The sequence below is a fragment of the Amycolatopsis sp. NPDC102522 genome (assembly GCF_055584485.1).
In genome coordinates, this window is the sequence record NZ_JBVJLY010000003.1 from 138,892 (window position 1) to 156,718 (window position 17,827).

At 70.2% G+C, this 17,827-nt stretch carries 16 protein-coding genes; 2 read left to right on the forward strand and 14 right to left on the reverse strand.

Annotated features, from left to right (window positions below):
* Positions 1-29: 29 nt before the first annotated feature.
* The 8 genes from tsaE to glmS all read right to left on the reverse strand — a co-directional run bounded on the left by tsaE (position 30) and on the right by glmS (position 9,641).
* A complete protein-coding gene (tsaE, locus tag ACZ6YV_RS10800) occupies positions 30-494 on the reverse strand; it encodes a tRNA (adenosine(37)-N6)-threonylcarbamoyltransferase complex ATPase subunit type 1 TsaE (RefSeq protein WP_465509419.1) in 465 nt (154 codons plus the stop codon).
* Positions 494-1,591: an alpha/beta fold hydrolase gene (locus ACZ6YV_RS10805; RefSeq protein ID WP_465509420.1), complete on the reverse strand. Its 1,098-nt coding sequence runs from the start codon at positions 1,589-1,591 to the stop codon at positions 494-496. The genes tsaE and ACZ6YV_RS10805 overlap by 1 nt, the downstream gene beginning before the upstream one ends.
* Positions 1,588-2,727, reverse strand: a complete 1,140-nt coding sequence (gene alr / locus ACZ6YV_RS10810; protein ID WP_465509421.1) for an alanine racemase — start codon at positions 2,725-2,727, stop codon at positions 1,588-1,590. The genes ACZ6YV_RS10805 and alr overlap by 4 nt, the downstream gene beginning before the upstream one ends.
* 28 nt (positions 2,728-2,755) lie before the next feature.
* Positions 2,756-3,847 carry an ABC transporter ATP-binding protein gene (locus tag ACZ6YV_RS10815; RefSeq protein WP_378238650.1) on the reverse strand — a complete coding sequence of 364 codons (1,092 nt, stop codon included), beginning with the start codon at positions 3,845-3,847 and terminating at the stop codon, positions 2,756-2,758.
* Between the two features lie 4 nt (positions 3,848-3,851).
* Entirely contained in the window at positions 3,852-5,279 is a 1,428-nt protein-coding gene (gene xylB, locus ACZ6YV_RS10820; RefSeq protein ID WP_465509422.1) for a xylulokinase, read from the reverse strand.
* Positions 5,269-6,084, reverse strand: a complete 816-nt coding sequence (locus ACZ6YV_RS10825; protein WP_465509423.1) for a DeoR/GlpR family DNA-binding transcription regulator — start codon at positions 6,082-6,084, stop codon at positions 5,269-5,271. Before ACZ6YV_RS10825 ends, xylB begins: the two co-directional genes overlap by 11 nt.
* A gap of 234 nt (positions 6,085-6,318) precedes the next feature.
* Positions 6,319-7,764 (reverse strand): NAD(P)H-hydrate dehydratase, encoded by a 1,446-nt coding sequence (locus ACZ6YV_RS10830; protein WP_465509424.1) that lies wholly within the window; start codon positions 7,762-7,764, stop codon positions 6,319-6,321.
* 14 nt (positions 7,765-7,778) lie between these two features.
* Positions 7,779-9,641 carry a glutamine--fructose-6-phosphate transaminase (isomerizing) gene (glmS, locus tag ACZ6YV_RS10835; protein ID WP_465509425.1) on the reverse strand — a complete coding sequence of 621 codons (1,863 nt, stop codon included), beginning with the start codon at positions 9,639-9,641 and terminating at the stop codon, positions 7,779-7,781.
* Between the two features lie 129 nt (positions 9,642-9,770).
* On the opposite strand from glmS, the gene ACZ6YV_RS10840 reads away from it, so the two are divergent.
* Complete coding sequence (locus ACZ6YV_RS10840; protein ID WP_465509426.1) at positions 9,771-10,595, forward strand: dienelactone hydrolase family protein; 825 nt, start codon at positions 9,771-9,773, stop codon at positions 10,593-10,595.
* 302 nt (positions 10,596-10,897) lie between these two features.
* Here ACZ6YV_RS10840 and ACZ6YV_RS10845 read toward each other — a convergent pair whose 3' ends face one another.
* The 5 genes from ACZ6YV_RS10845 to ACZ6YV_RS10865 form a co-directional block, all read right to left on the reverse strand.
* Positions 10,898-11,482 (reverse strand): hypothetical protein, encoded by a 585-nt coding sequence (locus ACZ6YV_RS10845; RefSeq protein ID WP_465509427.1) that lies wholly within the window; start codon positions 11,480-11,482, stop codon positions 10,898-10,900.
* 28 nt (positions 11,483-11,510) lie between these two features.
* Entirely contained in the window at positions 11,511-13,913 is a 2,403-nt protein-coding gene (locus ACZ6YV_RS10850; RefSeq protein WP_465509428.1) for a WXG100 family type VII secretion target, read from the reverse strand.
* Positions 13,910-14,188 carry a hypothetical protein gene (locus tag ACZ6YV_RS10855; protein WP_465509429.1) on the reverse strand — a complete coding sequence of 93 codons (279 nt, stop codon included), beginning with the start codon at positions 14,186-14,188 and terminating at the stop codon, positions 13,910-13,912. Before ACZ6YV_RS10855 ends, ACZ6YV_RS10850 begins: the two co-directional genes overlap by 4 nt.
* Positions 14,189-14,362: 174 nt before the next feature.
* On the reverse strand, positions 14,363-14,668 hold the full coding sequence (locus ACZ6YV_RS10860; protein ID WP_465509430.1) for an acyl carrier protein: 306 nt from the start codon (positions 14,666-14,668) through the stop codon (positions 14,363-14,365).
* A complete protein-coding gene (locus ACZ6YV_RS10865) occupies positions 14,658-16,361 on the reverse strand; it encodes a fatty acyl-AMP ligase (protein ID WP_465509431.1) in 1,704 nt (567 codons plus the stop codon). The genes ACZ6YV_RS10860 and ACZ6YV_RS10865 overlap by 11 nt, the downstream gene beginning before the upstream one ends.
* 9 nt (positions 16,362-16,370) lie before the next feature.
* Between ACZ6YV_RS10865 and ACZ6YV_RS10870 the strand changes: the two genes are divergently transcribed.
* On the forward strand, positions 16,371-17,303 hold the full coding sequence (locus ACZ6YV_RS10870) for a cytochrome P450 family protein (RefSeq protein WP_465509432.1): 933 nt from the start codon (positions 16,371-16,373) through the stop codon (positions 17,301-17,303).
* A gap of 4 nt (positions 17,304-17,307) precedes the next feature.
* Here the strand turns inward: ACZ6YV_RS10870 and ACZ6YV_RS10875 are convergent, their stop codons facing one another.
* Complete coding sequence (locus tag ACZ6YV_RS10875; protein ID WP_465509433.1) at positions 17,308-17,814, reverse strand: hypothetical protein; 507 nt, start codon at positions 17,812-17,814, stop codon at positions 17,308-17,310.
* Positions 17,815-17,827: the final 13 nt, after the last annotated feature.

Sequence of the window (17,827 nt, forward strand, 5' to 3'; positions counted from 1 at the left end):
GAAACGCAGGTCGGCGGCGCAGATCGCGTTTAGCCCGCTAAACGCAGGTCGGGAGTGCGCGAAGCCCACGTGCCATGTGGCTCCAAGGTGACCAAGCGAACGTCGTCCTCGCGACGCTCCAGACGCACGACGAGGTAGTCGTCCGAAAGGCGCTCCGCCGCCCCCTCGCCCCATTCGACGACCAGCGCGGACCGCTCCAGTTCGGTGTCGAGGTCCAGGTCGTCCAGCTGCGAGAGATCCCCGCCGAGCCGGTACGCGTCGACGTGCACCAGCGCGACCCCTGCCTCACCGGCCGGATGCACACGGGCGATCACGAACGTCGGCGAGCTGACCCGCCCGCCGACACCGAGACCGTCCGCGATCCCGCGGGTCAGCGTCGTCTTGCCCGCCCCGAGCGGCCCGGCGAGCAGCACCAGGTCGCCCGCGCGCAGCGAACGTCCGAGCTCTCGCCCGAAATCCATCGTCGACTCGGGAGTCGGGAAAGCGAAATTCATCAGCGTTGCCACCACCAGTTTCGCCGGTCGGAAGTCTCACCATCGGTGCCCGTGCACCGTTGTACCAAGTCGATCAGGTGGCTGTTCACCAGTTCGGGTTGTTCCAGCTGCACCATGTGCCCCGCGCCGCGCACGCGCACCAGCTCCGCGTCCGGCAGCTCCGCCGCGATCCGCTCGGCGTGCGCGATCGGCGTGAACCGGTCGGAATCCCCGCCGACGACCAGCACATGCGCGTGCTTCAGCCCGGCGAGCGCGGCGTACCGGTTGTGGCTGCCGAGCGTGTCGACGAAGTTCACGAGCCCGCGCACCGGCGTCACTTCGAGCATTTCCAGCATGAAGTCGACGAGCCGCGGAGACACGTCCCGGCTGCCGAAAGCCAGCCTGCGCACGGCCTGCCGGGTCAGCTGCCCTCCGGCCGCGCGCACGAACTCGACGAGTCCCGGCTGCCAGCCGGCCAGCCCGCCGACGCCTCGCGTGAGCGGGTTGTACTTCGAAAGCAGTGAACGCGGCAGTCCCCGGGCGCCGACTTCGCCCGCCGCGGTCGCGATGAACGCGACGCCACCGACGCGGTCGTCGAACAGCTCGGGATTCTCCGCGGCGAGCTCCATGATCACCATGCCGCCCATCGAATGCCCCATGAGCACGATAGGCCCGTCCGGCACCACCGAACGCAGGACCATGTCGAGGTCGCGTGAAAGCTGTTCGATGGTGCTGGTTTCGGCGGTCGCGGCGCCGGATTGCCCATGCCCGCGATGGTCGTAGTAGACCTGACGCACCCTGGGCAGCTTCAGTGACGCGAGGTCTCGCCGCTGGAAATGCCAGCAGCGCTTCGACAACGCGAAACCGTGCACGCCGACGACGGTCAGCTCCGGTTTTCCCCCATCGGCCGGATCGATCTCCTCGACCGCGAGCGGCGTGCCGTCCTCCGCCGCCACTGTCGACGTCCGATCCGGTTCAAGATCCCCCAACGGCTCGTCCACGAACGGATCCTCACTCTGCCGCCGCTGCTGTGCGGCGACGGCGATCGCGGCGGCGGTGCCGGTGGCGATCGCCCCGACGCCGCCGACGATGGCCAGCAGTCGTCGTGAAGGTGTCACGAGCCCGCCTCCAGATACGTGCGGTGGATCCGCGGCCGGTACATCGAGGTCACGATCTCGTAGTCGATCGTCCCCAGCTTGTCGGCCCATTCCCGGGCTGTCGGCTCACCGAAAGTGCCCTGGCCGAAGAGGATCACTTCGCTGCCGACGGCCGGTTCGTCGTCTCCGCAGTCAACGATCAGCTGATCCATGCAGACGCGGCCGACGACCGGCCTCCGCTTTCCGTCGAGCAGGACGTCCATCCGCCCGGAAAGTGTCCGCGGCACGCCGTCGGCGTATCCGACCGGGACCAGGGCGAGGGTGGTGTCGCGCTCGGCCGTCCAGGTGTGGCCATACGAGACCGATTCGCCGACCGGAATCCGTTTCGTCAGCACGACCGAAGACTTGAAGGTCATCGCCGGGCGCAGGTCGTCGGCGGTGGGCACCGGGTTCAGCCCGTAGATCGCGATCCCGGGGCGCACGAGGTCGAAGTGCAGGTCGGACCTGGTCAGCACGGCGGCGGAGTTCGCGATGTGCCGCATCGGGTTCAGGCCGGCCGCGCGGGCGATGTCGTAGGCCTCGTCGAACCGCTTCGCCTGCGCGTCGATGGAGGGGTGGCCGAGGTCGTCGGCGCAGGCGAGGTGCGACCAGATCGCGACGACCTCGATGAGCGGCTTCGCGGCCGCGGCGGCCTGGACCAGCGCCGGCCATTCCGCAGGTGGGCAGCCGTTCCGGGACAGTCCGGTGTCGATCTTGAGGTGCGCCCTCCCGATCGCGTTTAGCCCGCTAAAGTCGCGTGCCCGGCGCACGCCGTCGGCTACGCGGGCGAGCTCGCCGAGGGAGCTGACGGCGACGTCGATGTCTTCGGCGATAGCGGCCGCGAAGTCGGCTTCGGGGGTGTCGAGCCAGCTGAAGAGCCGGACCTCGATCCCCGCGCGGCGCAGCGCGAGCGCCTCGCCAAGGGAGCAGGTCCCCAGCCAGGTGGCTCCGCCTTCGACGGCGGCTCGACCGACTTCGAGCGCTCCATGGCCGTAGCCGTCGGCCTTGACGACGGCCATCGTCTGGGCACCGGCGGCACGGGAAGCGAGCAGGGCGACATTGTGCCGGATGGCGGACAGGTCGATGACGACCTCGGCACGCGGGAAACTGGCGGTCATAACGACCACCAGTTTCCCACGAACCGGCTCAGGACAGGCGCGCCCCGTCGGTGGCGGAGAACACGTGCAGCTCGTCGGGGCGAACCCGCAGGTGCAGCGTGTCGCCCATGACCGGCGGCTTACGCGGGTCCACCCGGGTGACGACGTTCGACTTCGTACCCTCGGCGTCGGTCTCGGCCAGCTTGCCGTAGACGTACGCGTCCGAGCCGAGCTCCTCGACCAGTTCGACCTTGATCGGCAGCGTGCCGTCCTCGCTGGTGGTCACCTCAAGGGACTCCGGCCGGAAACCGAGGGTGACCGTGTCGCCGTCGGCCTTGGCGAGGATCTCGCGGGTCAGCGGCACGCGCGCGCCACCGAGTTCGGCACCGTCTTCGGTGAGCTTCGCGGTGACGAGGTTCATCGCGGGCGAGCCGATGAAACCGGCGACGAAAGCGTTTGCGGGCTTGTCGTACAGCGCACGCGGGGTGTCGCACTGCTGCAGGAGACCGTCGGAGAGAACGGCGACCCGGTCGCCCATCGTCATGGCCTCGACCTGGTCGTGCGTGACGTACACGGTGGTGACGCCGAGGCGGCGCTGCAGCGCGGCGATCTGCGTACGGGTGGACACGCGCAGCTTCGCGTCGAGGTTCGACAGCGGCTCGTCCATCAGGAAGACCTGCGGCTCACGCACGATGGCGCGGCCCATCGCGACACGCTGGCGCTGACCACCGGAGAGCGCCTTCGGCTTGCGGTCGAGGTACTGCTCGATGTCGAGCAGCTTGGCCGCGTCGAGCACCTTCTGCTTGATCTCCGCGGCCGGACGGCCGGCGATCTTCAGCGCGAAGCCCATGTTCTGGCCGACGGTCATGTGCGGGTACAGCGCGTAGTTCTGGAACACCATCGCGATGTCGCGGGCGCGCGGCGGCAACTGCGTGACGTCACGGTCGCCGATCCAGACGGCGCCGTCGTCGATGTCTTCGAGGCCGGCGAGCATCCGCAGGCTGGTGGACTTGCCACAGCCGGACGGCCCGACCAGCACGAGGAACTCGCCGTCGGCGATCTCGAGGTCGAGTGCGTCCACAGCGGGCCGCTCGGAGCCCGCGTAGCGCCGGGTCGCCTTGTCGTAGGTGATCGTGGCCATCGGTTCAGTCCTCTTTCGGTTTCGCGGAAATGCCGTGCCCGAGTTCGCGGGCTTCGAGATGCCGTTGCTGGATCCGGTGCCCCTCGGCGCGGTCCGCCTCGGTCGGCTCGAGTGGGGTGTAGCCGTGCTGTTCCTGCCAGCGGGGAGGTTCCGTGCTGGAAGCGAGGGCCCAGGCCGCCTGCCGCGCGGCGCCGACCGCGACGTACTCGGCGACCTCGGGGATGACGACGGGCACGCCGAACACGATCGGCGCGACCACTCGGACGGCGGCCGACTGCGCGCCGCCACCGATCAGGAGGACCCGGCGGACTTCGAGCCCCTGCTCGCGCAGGGCGTCGAGACCGGCGGCGAGCCCGCACAACATGCCCTCGACGGCGGCGCGGGCGAGGTTCTCGGGCGTCATGTTCGCGCGGGTCAAGCCGAAGAGCGTGCCCTTGGCGTCCGGGAGGTTCGGCGTCCGCTCACCGTCGAGGTAGGGCAGGAAGGCGAGGCCACCGGCGCCCGGTTCGGCGGCGAGCGCCAGTTCGTCGAGCCGCGCGAGTTCGACGCCGAGCATCGCGGACGTCGCGGTGAGCACGCGAGCGGCGTTGAGAGTGCAGGCCAGCGGGAGGAAACGGCCGGTGGCGTCGGCGAATCCAGCGACGATGCCGGAAGGGTCGGCGCTCGCTGTCTCGGAGACGCCGAAGACGGTGCCGCTGGTGCCGAGCGAGACCACGACGTCGCCGGGGACCAGTTCGAGACCGAGCGCGGCGGCCATGTTGTCGCCGGTTCCGGCCGAGACCAGGATCCCGTCCGGGGTGTGGCCCGCGGCTTCGGCGGGGTCGATGACCTTGGGCAGTTCCGGGGTACGCCCGCCGAAGGCGTGCGCGAGGAGGTCCTTGCGGTAGGTGCCGGTGGCCGGTGAGAAGTAGCCGGTGCCGGAGGCGTCGCCGCGGTCGGTGACCGGCTCGGCCCCTGCCCCCAGCAGCCGCCAGGTCAGCCAGTCGTGGGGCAGCAGCACGCGGGCGACGCGATCGGCCAGCTCGGGCTCGTTCTCCGCCATCCACCGCAGCTTCGTGACGGTGAAGCTGGCGACAGGCAGCGAGCCGACGGACTTCGCCCAGTTCTCGGGACCGAGTTCGCCACCGAGGTCTTCGGCCGCTTTCGCGGACCGGGTGTCGTTCCACAGCAACGCGGGCCGGACGACCTCGCCTGCCTCGTCGAGGGTGACCATGCCGTGCTGCTGACCGCCGATGCCGATGGCACCGACGCCGTCGAGGAGGCCGTCGGTGGCCTCGCGGAACGCGTCCCACCAGGCGGCGGGGGCGACTTCGGTGCCTTCGGGGTGCGAAGCGCGGCCTGTGCGGACGATCTCGCCGGTGTCCGCGTCGCAGACGACGACCTTCGTCGACTGGGTCGACGAGTCGATTCCGGCGACCAGGTCAGATTTCATATTCCGGCCCTTCCGGGTCGCACTCGACCTGCTCGATGGCCGTTCCCGCGTTCAGCGCCGCCTCGATCTCCTCGGTCGGCGTCAGATCGTCGGTGATCAGGAGGTCGTAGTCGCCGATGTCGCCGTGCGCGAAGGTGGCCGTGCGGCCGAACTTGGAGTTGTCGACGACCAGCACGTTGTGGCTCGAGGTGCGCAGCGCGGCCTTCTTGAGCGCGGCGTAGTCCTGGACCGGGTGGAACAGGCGGCCGACCGCGACCGCGGCGACCGAGACGAACGCGATGTCGGCGTGCGTGCGCTCGAGGAAAGCGAGGACGTCCGGACCCGCGCACGAGTCGTACTCGTGGTGGTACCGGCCTCCGGCGAGAACGACCTCGACGCTCTTGACCGGGCCGAGGATGCGGGCGGCTTCGAGCGAGTTGGTGATGACAGTGAGGTCCTCGATCTGGCCGAGGCGGCGCACGAGCGGGAAGAGCGTCGTCGAGTCGTCGACGAAGACCGTCTGGCCGGAGTGGACGTGCGCCGCGGCGGCCTCGCCGAGGGTGTCCTTCGTGGCCTGGTTGAAGGTGTCGCGGAAGCGGGCGGCCGACTCCATGGTCGTCGCCGGGTAGGCCTCGACCTTGCCGCGGAGTTTGCGGAGGAGGCGGCGCTCGGCGAGGTCGTCGAGGTCGCGGTGCATCGTCATCAGGCTGACGCCGAACCGGGTGGTGAGGTCGTCGATGCGAACCTCGCCGGTGGCGATGACGTGGTCGAGGATCTCCTGGCGCCGGTGCTCGACGGCGGCGTCCGAAGGCCTGGTCTTAGACATGGGCGACACCGTTCACGACCCGGACCTTCGCGGTCTCGGCGGGGTGGGTGTCGGCGCTCACACCTGCTTCTTACCAGATTATTCGCCCAGAGTTAACACGTAACTCGATAACTCTCGCATTTCTCCTCCCTCCCCCTTATGGCCCGCCGACCTGCGTTTAGCCCCCTAATCGCGCTCTGATGGCACCCGCCCGCAGAGCGCGATTAGGGGGCTAAACGCAGGTCGGGGCCCTGGTCAGGAGGACGGGGAGAGAACGGACCGGAGGGCGTCGGGGACGGCGCCCAGGATGCCGGACGCCGAGGTCGGGACGCCGTCGGCGGCCACCGCCCCGGCGAGCGAGTGGACGTGCGCGGCCGCCCCCGCCGCCAGCCACGGGTCGAGCCCGGCGGCGAGCAGCGCGCCGACCAGACCGGACAGCACGTCCCCCGAACCGGCCGTCGCGAGCCAGGATCCCCGCGGCGTGTTCACCAGCGCGCGCCCGTCCGGCGCCGCGACCACCGTGCAGTGCCCCTTCAAGAGCACGACGGCGTCGTACTTCCGCGCTGCCGAACGCGCCGCCGCGACCCTGTCCGCCCCCGGCGGCGAACCCATCAGCCGCTCGAACTCCCCCGCGTGCGGGGTCAGCACGAGCGGCGTGTCCGGATCCCGCGCGTCGAGCACGTCGGGCGATCGCGCGATGATCGTCGTCGCGTCGGCGTCCGCGCACACCGGCACGCCGCGACCGAGGACGAACCGCAGCACGTCCCGTCCCTCGTTCCCGGTCCCGATCCCCGGCCCGACGACCCACGCCTGCACCCGGCCGGCGTCCGTCACCGAACCCGTCGCGATGACCTCGGGCCAGTGCCCGCGCACCACGTCCGCGGCATGCCCGGCGTACCGCACCAGCCCGGACGTCGCCCGCACCGCCGCACCGGCCGCGAGCACGGCCGCCCCCGGATACGTCGCCGATCCGGCCGCGACGCCGACCACGCCCTGGCTGTACTTGTCGTCGTCCGGACCGGGCGTCGGCCACGCCGCGGCGACATCGGCCGTGTCCAGCCGTCGCACATCGGGCTCGCCGAGTTCCGGCCGCAGCCCAATGTCCACCAAGGCGATCTCGCCGCAGGACGCGGGCGCGAGGGCGTGCACCGGTTTGAGCGCGCCGAAAGTGACCGTACGGTCGGCGACGACCGCCGGACCGTCGACAGCGCCGGTGTCCGGGTCCACCCCGCTCGGCAGATCGACGGCCAGTACCGGCGAACTCACGTGCTCCAGCAGCGCGGCGGCGTCCGGCCGCAAGGGCCCTCGTGCCGAAATACCCACGATTCCGTCGACCACCAGATCCGCCCGTCGAATCCACTGTGGACCGTCCTCGATGGACACCACCTTGCCGCCGGATCGCTTCAAGGCGGCCAAACCCGGGCCGTGAGCGCGTTCGGGCTTCAGCAGGATCGCGGAGACGGCCACATTGCGGCGGCGCAGGAAAGCGCCGGCCCACAGGGCGTCACCACCGTTGTTGCCCGACCCGATGAGCAGCGTCACCCGCCGCCCCGACACCGAACCCGTGTGTCCGGCCAGCATCTCGGCGGCGTGCACCGACAGGCCGAAAGCCGCGCGCCGCATGAGCTCGCCCTCGGGAGTGACGGCGAGCAACCTGTCCTCCGCCGCGCGAATCCGTTCCGTGCTCCAGATTCCCTGCACGACGCCTCCGGCCTTTACTCGACGGTGACCGACTTCGCCAGGTTACGCGGCTTGTCGACGTCGTACCCGCGCGTGCGGGCGATCTCGGCGGCGAGCACCTGCAGCGGGACAGTGGAAACCAGCGGCTGTAGCAGCGTCGGGACGGCCGGGATCTCGATCAGCTCGTCGGCGAACGGGCGGACGGTCTCGTCGCCCTCCTCCGCGATCACGATCGTGCGGGCGCCGCGCGCCTGGATCTCGCTGATGTTCGACACCAGCTTCGAGTGCAGCACCGCGCGTCCCTTGGGCGACGGCATCACCACGACGACGGGCAGGCCGTCTTCGATCAGCGCGATCGGGCCGTGCTTGAGCTCGCCGGCGGCGAAACCCTCGGCGTGCATGTACGCCAGTTCCTTGAGCTTCAGCGCGCCTTCGAGGGCGACCGGGAAACCGACGTGACGGCCGAGGAACAGCACCGCCTTCGAGTCCGCGATCCGGCGGCCGAGGTCGCGGACCTGGTCCACAGTGGACAGAACCTTCTGCACCGCGGCGGGCATGGCTTCGAGCTCGGCGAACTCGCGGGCGACCTCGTCCGGGTACTTGGTGCCGCGGGCCTGCGCGAGCGCCAGGCCGACCAGGTAGTTCGCCGCGATCTGCGCGAGGAACGCCTTGGTCGAGGCGACGCCGATCTCCGGACCGGCGTGCGTGTAGAGGACCGCGTCGGACTCGCGCGGGATCTGCGCGCCGTTGGTGTTGCAGACGGCCAGGACGCGGGCCTTCTGTTCGCGCGCGTGGCGGACGGCTTCGAGGGTGTCCGCGGTCTCGCCCGACTGGGAGACGGCGACGACCAGCGTCGCGCGGTCCAGCACCGGGTCGCGGTAGCGGAACTCGCTGGCCAGCTCGACCTCGACCGGGAGACGGCACCAGTGCTCGATGGCGTACTTGGCGACGAGGCCCGAGTGGTACGCGGAACCACACGCGACTACGAAGACCTTGTCGACGTCGCGCAGGTCCTGGTCGGAGATGCGCTGTTCGTCGAGGATGATCCGGCCGCCGTCGAAGTGGCCGCGCAGCGTGTTCGCCAGCGCTTCCGGCTGCTCCTCGATCTCCTTGAGCATGAAGTACTCGTGGCCGCCCTTTTCCGCGGCCGAGAGGTCCCAGTCGACGGTGAACGGCTTGGCCTGGGCGGCGTCGCCGTGGAAGTCGGCGACCTCGTAACCCTCGCGGGTGATCACGACGAGCTGGTCCTGGCCGAGCTCGACCGCCTCGCGGGTGTGCTCGATGAACGCGGCGACGTCGGAAGCGACGAAGTGCTCTCCCTCGCCGACGCCGACGACCAGCGGCGAGGAACGGCGAGCCGCGACGATGGTGTCCGGCTGGTCGGCGATGGTCACGACCAGGGTGAACGCGCCTTCGAGACGACGGCAGACCGCGGCGACGCTGGCCGGGAAGTCGCCCTTCGTGTCGCCCTCGGCGTACGCGCGGGAAATCAGGTGCGCGGCGGTCTCGGAGTCGGTGTCGCTCGCCATCTCGACGCCCTCGGCCTCGAGCTCGGCGCGCAGGGCGGCGAAGTTCTCGATGATGCCGTTGTGCACCACGGCGACGCGCTGGGAGGCGTCGCGGTGCGGGTGCGAGTTGCGGTCGACCGGGGCGCCGTGGGTGGCCCAGCGGGTGTGGCCCATGCCGGCGGTGCCGGTGAAGGCGTCCCTGCCGATGGTGTCGAGCTGGGTCTCCAGGTTGGCCAAGCGGCCCGCCTTGCGCTCGACTTTCAGCGCGCCCGCGCCGTCGAGGACGGCGACGCCTGCCGAGTCATAGCCGCGGTACTCCATCCGGCGAAGCCCGCCGATGACGACGTCCAGGGCCGGGCGGTGTCCGACGTATCCCACGATTCCACACACGGCCACCAGCCTAACGACGGAAATTCGCCCCCTTCGCCCGGGCGGCGGCGCGTCGCGTTTAGCGGGCTAAACGCGATGCGCGGGGCGGCGCGCGGGCCGGACGGGGGTGCGGGCAGTAAGGTCACGAGCATGGCCAGCAAGCCCAAGCAGCTGCTCGCGGAGCTGTCCCACCCAGGTCCGCACGAGGTACTGCGCGGCAACCTCGCCCTGGTCGGACTGCCCGGCGTCGTGTTCACCCCCCGCTCGGGGCTCGGTCTGCCCGCGATCGCGTTCGGGCACGGCTGGCTGCAGCCCACCGGGAGCTACCGGCACCTGCTCCGGCACCTCGCGAGCTGGGGCATCGTCGCGGCGGCTCCGGCCACCCAGCGCGGGCCGCTGCCGTCGCACCGGCTGCTGGCCGGCGACCTGCTCACCACGCTCGAGCTGATCACGACGGTCCGGCTCGGACCGGACGGCATCAGCGTCGACCCGGCGAAGCTCGGTCTGGCCGGGCACTCGACGGGCGGCGGTTCGGCGGTGTTGGCCGCCGCGCAGGCGGCCGAGAACGATGACCGGCCGGAGATCCGCGCCGTCGCGACCATCACCCCCGCGCAGACGCTGCCGCCGGCGACGGTGTCGGCCCGGTCGGTGACCGTGCCCGGCCTGCATCTCGCGGCGGGCGGAGACCTGGTCGCGCCGTCGGTCGGGCATGCCGAGGCCATCGCGGACGCGTGGGGCGGGCCGGTGCAGCTGCGGACGCTCGGCAAGTCGTCGCACCTCGGCGTCACCGAAGGCAAGCACTGGAGCCAGCTGCTGCTGCACGGGAAGCCGCACCGCGGGACCCAGCAGCTGACGCGGGCGCTGTTCACCGCGTTCTTCCTCACTCACCTGACGGGGACGACGAAGTACCAGCCACTGCTGGACGCCGACGTCAAACGCGCCCCGATCGAGACCCAGGACGAACCCGCCGCCTGACCCACTCCCCCGGCGCCGACCTGCGTTTAGCGGGCTAATCGCGATCCGGCCCTCGACCCGCTCCCGGTTCCTTAGCCTGCCTACGCGTCGCGTTTAGCCCGCTAAAGGCGACACGCCCCGAGCGAGGGCACCCCGGCACCGGATCGCGTTTAGCGGGCGAAAGGCGACGCGGTCCCGGGCGAGGCGCGGGCGGCACCGGATCGCGTTTAGCCCGCTAAAGGCGACGTGGGGCCGGGCGGGCGAAGTGGGTAAAGAGAAGGGCCCGGCCCTGGGAGCCGGGCCCTGAAGTGCGGTGAAGCGGGTCAGTCGACCATCCACGAGTTGTTCGAAAAGTCGTCGTCGTCGAAGCCCTTGTCGTCACGGGCGTGACGACCCCGACGGCGCGCAGGCGTGCCAGGTGCACCGGGAGTACCGGGGACGCCAGGAGCGCCGGGCGCTTCGGGTATCCCGCCAGTCGGAGCGGGCGTCGGCGCCGCGGGCGGCGGGACGTCCACCGTCGCCGGCATCCCGGGCACCCCCGGCGCGACCGGAGGCGGTGGCGACGGAAGAGGCGCCGGCCGCGAAGCGTCAGGCCCCTGACGCGCGCCGAACTCGGCGAACCGGGCGTTCGGCTTGTCGTCGTCCTCGATGTCGAAGCCGATCATGTGGCTGCGGTCGGCGGTCGTCTTGCCGGTCAGCCAGCCACCCGCCTCCTTGCTCCGCTTCCCCAGTTCCTGCATGTGGGCCGCGTACTTGTCATGGACGGCGGCGTCCTTCTGCATGGTCTCCGCCGCCTGGGCCTTGGCGTCGGCGAGATGCCGCTCCCGCAGCCCGCGCTGCTCCGCCTGTTCCGTGATGGCGGCGTCCTGCCTGGACATGGCGGCCGCCAGCCGGTCGACAGCGCTCATCGGTCCTCCCTCGTTCCCCGGCTACCGATCATCGCTCGTAGCTGATCGAACGGTCGCCACCCTCGTCGTCGAGCGAACCGCTGATCCGGCCGCCCGCGCCACTGGTCTCGAAAATGCCACCCTCGACGCGGTACTGGCTCGACCCGCGCTGCGTGTCACCCCCGCCACCACCGGCCGCGCCGCCCATGGCGCCCATTCCACCCATCATGCCGCCCATCCCACCGGCCGAGCTACCGGCACCGGCACCGGCGGGCGCCGCGTCCATCCCGCCGGGAGCCGCCCCGAGACCGGCATCGGCCGCGGCCGGCTGCGCGCCGCCTCCGGACTGCGCGCCCGACTCAAGCGAACCGGCCTCGTTCAGCGAACCCGCCGAACCGCCCTCGCCGACGCCGCCGAGCGCGCCTTCGAAGCTGCCGCCGCCTCCGCCTCCGCTGGACGTCGGCACGGTGCCATCGCCACCCGCACCCGACGCGGCGCCACCGGAAGCTTCCGCCGACTCCGCGGCGGTCCCTTCGGCTCCGACGCCGACCTCGACGCCACCCGGAGCGCTGAACCCACCACCGCCACCGCCGCCAGGGGCCAAGCCGTCGGCCGGGGCAGGCATCGTGCGGATGTCGTCGGGCTTGCCGGGCTGCGGATTGCCGGGATTCCGGTCGTCGAGACCGTTCTTGATGTCGTCGGTCTGGACGACATCGCCGGGCTTGAGTTCCTTCTTCTCGCCCTTTTCGTCGAGGGTGTAGGTGGTCGGCTCGCCCTTGCCGTCGTCGACGGTCACCACGGTCGGGCCGTTCGGGCCGTCCGGCTGCTCGGCGGTGATCTTGAGGTTGCCGTCCTGGATGTGGATCTTGCCGTCCGGACCGGGCCGGTAGACGCCGTCCTTGCCGGGCTCGCCCTCCTTGACCGCGCCCTGCGGACCGAAGTCGCCGTCCTTGCCCTTGCCGTCCTTGCCCTCTTCGCCGGGCTTGCCGTCTTCGCCCTTGGGGTCGTCGAAGTCGAGCTTGTAGTCCTTCTCGTTACCCTTGCCGTCGTCGACCTTGATATCCATTTTGCCGTCTTTATCCGGCTCGGACATTTCGATCTTGTTGTCGCCCTTTTCGACGGTCATGGTGTCCTGACCGTCGATACCGTCCTTGATCGCCTCACCCGTCGCCGGGTCGATCGGGTACGGCTTGCCGGTCTCCGGGTCCATCTCGAGCGGCTTCCCGGTGACCGGGTTCGTGCCGTCGGCGGGCTTGTCCTCCGGTTTCGGCGCCTCGGGGACCGAGGCCGCGGGCGGCGTGCCGCCCCCACCACCGGGAGGCGTGCCACCTCCGCCACCGGGCGGGGTCCCACCGCCACCGCCGGGCGGGGTCCCGCTGCCACTGCCGTTGCCGTCGCTGCCCGGCGGCTTCTTCTCGGAGCCCGGCGGCTTCTCGGACCCGGCCGCGGGGAACGGGTTCGTGTAGTCCTCCATGAACCGCGAAAGCTCGTGATACTGCGTGTTGATCGTGTCGGTCGCGTTCTTGCAGAGCTTCTTGAAGTTCTCGAACCGCTCACCGAATTCTTTCGCGAACGACCCCTTCAGCCACTGCTTCGCGGCCCCGATCGCGTAGTCCTTGTTCTCGTCGTTCAGGTCGCAGTCGTCGTCACGCAGCCGTTCGGCGAGGTTGTTGCCGGGACACGCGGAGTCCAGCCAGTACGCGACGTCCATGAGCTTGTCTTTGGAGTCGACCTTGCCGTTCGCGATCTCGACGACCTGCTTCGCCGTGAACAGCGGTGCCGTGGCGACCTTGTCGACACGCAGCTTCAGCGTTTCGTCGACCTTCAGCTTGAGCGCGGTGTAGATCTTGTCGATCGTCGCGGGCACCAGTTTGATGGCACCGTCCATCTGCGCGACGAGTTCCTTCGCGTCAGGCTGGATCCGCTGCTCGTACTTGACCTTCGCCGCCGTCGCGCCCTCGCCCTTCCAATCGTGGAAGAGCGTGGTCAGCGCCGAAGTGGCGTCGGTCCCGGTCTGCTCGACGGCCTTCTTGGCGTCGCCGAGGTCCTCGACCTCGTCGAACATCGCCTGGAAGTTGATCTCGCGGTTCTCGTGGAACCGGTCCCAGATGTCGGTCTTGTAATTCATTTCGGACGGCTTGTCCGGCATCTTGTTCCAGACCTGCTCGATCCAGTCGGAGAAGAAGTCCAGTGCTGGGTTGCCGAGGTCGAGCACCTGGTCGGACTTGGTCGTCGCGCCGCCCGCGGCCGGCCTGGCCATGGAGTCGAGATCCTTGTCCGCCTTGTCGACGGCGCTCTTCTGCTTCTTGTCCGCGGCCGCGTTCGAGTCACGCTCGGCGATGGCCTTGTCGTAGGCCGCGTCCCCGCCGAAGAGCAGCGCGTTCTTGGTGCCCTGCGTGATGTACGGATCGTCGAGCAGGGCTTTCTTCTGCTCCCACGTGTACTTACTCATTGCGTCCCCGCCTTGTTGGCCGCCGCGGCGCTCGCCTGGTCGGATGAGGTATAGCGGGTCGACGCGGTGCTGACCCCGCCGGCGAGCTGCGTGAGCTGGCCCGCGTAGCCCTTCATCGCATCGGAAATGGCGAGGATTCCGGCGGCGTAGCCCTTTTGGTAGTCCTTGTGCACCCGGCCGAAGTCCGCGGGCTGGACCTGGGTCGGCCCCACCTTCCCCGCCTCGGACGTCGTGTGCTGAGCCGCGCGATCCAACGACGTCGACGCTGTGAGCATCGCCTCTGAATCGGCTTTGTAGCCCCCGTCCGGCATGACCGGTGCCCCCTTCGTCCCGCTGTATCCGCCTCGTTGTCCTACCTACGACGCACGCCGACAGCATCAGGTGCCGTCGCATATGCACACAGAATGTACCCACCGGTCAACGAAGCCGCAGGGACATTCACACCTTTGCTAACTCAAACGATTTCGGCGCAAGAGGCCTGGTAGACCGCGTTTTCGCGGTTTGCCGCCCGCCTCGATGGCCTCGGCGAGAACAGTCGCCGCGCCCCGGATGTCGACCAGGCGATCCAGCTCGTCGAGGTCGATGTCGATGCCGAACTCCACCTCGACCGTCGCCAGGAGCCGGACCCGGCGGCGGGAATCGACGCCCATCTCGGCGAAAGGCGTGTTCTCGTCGATGGTGTCCGGATCCACGTCGAAGGTCTTGCAGACGAGTGCCTTGATCTCGTCGACGTATTCGCTCCCGTCAGCTGCCATGGGGGAATTCTGTCCCATCCGCCGTCCAATACCGCGTTCTGGCCGCGGAACGCGCGACCTTGCCGCTGGACGTCCGGGGAAGCCCGCCGGGTTTCACCAGGAAGAAGGCCCGGAGGCGCACGTCGTGTCGCTCGGCGACGGCGCGGGTGGCCGCCCGCGCGATCTCGGGTTCGTCGAAGTCCGGGGCCTTTCGAGCCCGCTCGGCGACCACGACGACGCCCTCTCCTTCGTCGCTGTCGACTGCGAAGGCGGCGACCCTGTCGGGTCCGAGAAGGGGGTGAGCGGCGGCGACCGTCTCTTCGATGTCGTGGGGGCTGTGGTTGCGGCCGTCGATGATGATCAGGTCCTTCAGGCGTCCGGTCACGGAGAGCCTGCCGTTCCGGAGGGTCCCCAGGTCCCCGGTGCGGAGCCAGCCGCCTTCGCCGTCGAGCTCGGCGCCGAACACCTCGGCGGTCAGCTCGGGGCGCCGCCAGTACCCGGCCGCCACATTGGGCCCCTTGACCCAGATCTCGCCCACTTCGCCTTTAGCGGGCAAAACGCGATCCGGCGCCGGGACGACGCGGACCCGCTGGCCCCGGGGCCGTCCGATCTCTACGACTTCCCGGCCGTCCACTTCGGTCACCACGGGGCCGCCGGAATCGCCGCTGGCGACGTAGACCGTCGCCTCGGCCAGACCGTAGGACGGCCGGAAAGCGCCCCTCGGGAAGCCGTGAGGTTCGTACGCGGCCAGGAACTCCCGGACGGTCGCCGCCCGGATCGGTTCACTGCCGCTGAGCGCGATCGACACCGTCGAGAGGTCGTACTCGGCGCGCTTCGGCTCGGGCACGGCCTCGGTCACCAGGTCGTACGCGAAGTTCGGGGCCGCTGTGAGCGTGTTCGGATACGCCGACATCAGCAGCAGCCAGCGTTCCGGGCGCCGGATGAACTCCAGCGGCGCGATGAACACCGTCCGCCCACCGGAGTGCATCGTCCCCGCGATCAGCTGCGCCAGCCCCATGTCGTGGAAGAACGGGATCCAGCCGACGCACGTGGTGTGCTCGCCGACGTCGTAGGCGTCGCAAATCTGCCAGCACGCGGCCGACAACGCCCGATGCGTGATGATCACGCCGGCGGGCGAGCGCGTCGTGCCGGAGGTGTACTGCAGGTAGGCGGGGTCTTCGGGAGAGACCGGCGACGGCAGCGACCGGTCCGCCGGGTCCAGCGGCAGGGTGTCGATGGCGACGATCACGCGGGGAGGGGGCACCGGCTCGGCCTCGGCGAACTCCGTCAGCCGCTCGACCAGGGATTCCGATGTCAGCCAGATGTCGGCGTCGCAGTCGTTGAGGACTCCGACGAGCCGCTCGCGGTGAGCGCGGACGTCCGGCGCGGACAGTGGCACCGCGACGGCCCCGGCGTACAGCGCGCCGAAGAACGCGACGACGTAGGAAAGGTCCTGCCGCGCCGTGATCGCGACGCGGTCTCCCGGCTGGATCACTTCGCGCAGCTTCGCCGCGACAGCGCGGACGTGAACGAGGAGCTCGGCCCAGGTCAGCGTGTCCTCGACGGGTTCGTGCCGGTTCGAGCAATCGAGGTGCGTGTACGCCGGGCGCTCGATCTCGGCGCGCTCGAGCAGGCGCCGCACGAGCGGGGTCCGCAGCACTTCGGCGGGCACTTCTGGTGACACTTGCACATCCTCCGGCCGCGGCGTGGGCATCATACGAGCGTGGACGACTTCTTCGTGCTGGACGATCCGGCGGACCGCGTCAAGGCCCTGCGCGACCGCGAGCTCAGCTCGAACCCGGGCGGTGGTGCCGCCGAGACCCCGAACCTCCTGCTGATGGACGGCGCGGACCACCGGCGGCTGCGCGCGGTCGTCAAGGAGGTCATCGCCCTGGTGGAGCCCCTGCCGGACGCCGTGCTCACGGACCTGCGCGTCGCGATTAGCCCGCTAAAGTCGCTCCGGCGGTTCGACCTGGTGGCCGACTTCGCCAGGCCCGCGGCGGCCAGGGTGACGGAGGCGGTGCTCGGCACGGTCGAGCCGCTCGGCGAGAAGCTGCTGACGAACCTTTCGGAGACCGCCGCGAACCTGGACGTCTGGTCGGGCGGGCCGGGCGGAGCCGACACCGCCGCGATCAGGATCGCGATGTTCTTCCTCAAGGCGAAGGCCGTCGAAGGCGGCGGGCTGGCGCTGCTCCGCGAAGCGCACGAAGCGGGCCGGATCACCGAAGACGAGCTGATGATCACCCCGGTGATGCTCGCCCACGCGGCGTACGAGAACTCCATGAACTTCCTCGCCCTCGCAGGCCTCGAACTCCTACGCCGCCCAGACGTCCTCGACGACGTCCGCGGCCTGATTCACGAAATCGCCCCGACCCGCTTCGCCGCCCGCCGGGTGACAGCGCCGTTCTCCCTGGCGGACAAGGACTTCAAGGCCGGGGACAAACTGGCCATCCCGCTGGGCCCCGAGGCCGAACTCGCGTTCGGCCTCGGACGGCACACCTGCCCCGGCTCGCGGGTCGCGGTCGCCGAGGGCGAAGCCGCGCTTCGCGCCCTCGCCGAGATCCTGACTCCCGACCACATCGCCGAAGACGTCCGATACAAGACGCACGCCGTCTTCCACGGCGTCGAGCGGGCCATCGTGGTGCTGCGCGCCTGACCCCTCAGGTCGCCAGCCAGTCGGTTTCGGCGAAATCGTCGTCGTCACCCCGCGCGGCCGACCGCCGATGCCGCCCGGCCGGACGCTCTTCCGGCGCGGGCACCGGCGGCGGCGGCGGGGGTGGCGGCGGCGGCGGCGGCGGAGCCTGCGGCGCCGGACCGGTCGGAGCAGGCGGCCGGTACGAGATCGGCGGCTCGTCGGCCGCCCGGTACCCGGCGCGGCGCTCGTTCTCGGTCTCGTCCTCCTCGAACCCGAAGTCGCCGTCGTCCTCGACCTTGTCGCTCAGCGTCGACTCGGTCGCCCAGCCGCCCGCGGCCTCCGCTCGCCGCTTCTGCTCGAGCCGCGCGGTCAACGCCGCGCTCGTCTCCTGCTTGAGCTTGTCGCCCGCGGACCTGGTCTCCTCGATCGCCTTGGTCGCCCGGTTGTCGACCAGGTACATCCGGTCGCCGTTCTCGCGCTCCAGCCCGGCCAGCTTGTGCCGGAGTCTGGCGAGATCCTCCTCAGGATTCACTGATCCCTCCCCT

Excerpts from the sequence above, each read along its gene's own strand:
- tsaE (WP_465509419.1), bottom strand. The coding sequence starts at position 494 with ATGAATTTCGCTTTCCCGACTCCCGAGTCGACGATGGATTTCGGGCGA.
- alr (WP_465509421.1), bottom strand. The coding sequence starts at position 2,727 with ATGACCGCCAGTTTCCCGCGTGCCGAGGTCGTCATCGACCTGTCCGCC.
- ACZ6YV_RS10815 (WP_378238650.1), bottom strand. The coding sequence starts at position 3,847 with ATGGCCACGATCACCTACGACAAGGCGACCCGGCGCTACGCGGGCTCC.
- xylB (WP_465509422.1), bottom strand. The coding sequence starts at position 5,279 with ATGAAATCTGACCTGGTCGCCGGAATCGACTCGTCGACCCAGTCGACG.
- ACZ6YV_RS10825 (WP_465509423.1), bottom strand. The coding sequence starts at position 6,084 with ATGTCTAAGACCAGGCCTTCGGACGCCGCCGTCGAGCACCGGCGCCAG.
- ACZ6YV_RS10840 (WP_465509426.1), top strand. The coding sequence starts at position 9,771 with ATGGCCAGCAAGCCCAAGCAGCTGCTCGCGGAGCTGTCCCACCCAGGT.
- ACZ6YV_RS10845 (WP_465509427.1), bottom strand. The coding sequence starts at position 11,482 with ATGAGCGCTGTCGACCGGCTGGCGGCCGCCATGTCCAGGCAGGACGCC.
- ACZ6YV_RS10850 (WP_465509428.1), bottom strand. The coding sequence starts at position 13,913 with ATGAGTAAGTACACGTGGGAGCAGAAGAAAGCCCTGCTCGACGATCCG.
- ACZ6YV_RS10855 (WP_465509429.1), bottom strand. The coding sequence starts at position 14,188 with ATGCTCACAGCGTCGACGTCGTTGGATCGCGCGGCTCAGCACACGACG.
- ACZ6YV_RS10860 (WP_465509430.1), bottom strand. The coding sequence starts at position 14,668 with ATGGCAGCTGACGGGAGCGAATACGTCGACGAGATCAAGGCACTCGTC.
- ACZ6YV_RS10865 (WP_465509431.1), bottom strand. The coding sequence starts at position 16,361 with ATGCCCACGCCGCGGCCGGAGGATGTGCAAGTGTCACCAGAAGTGCCC.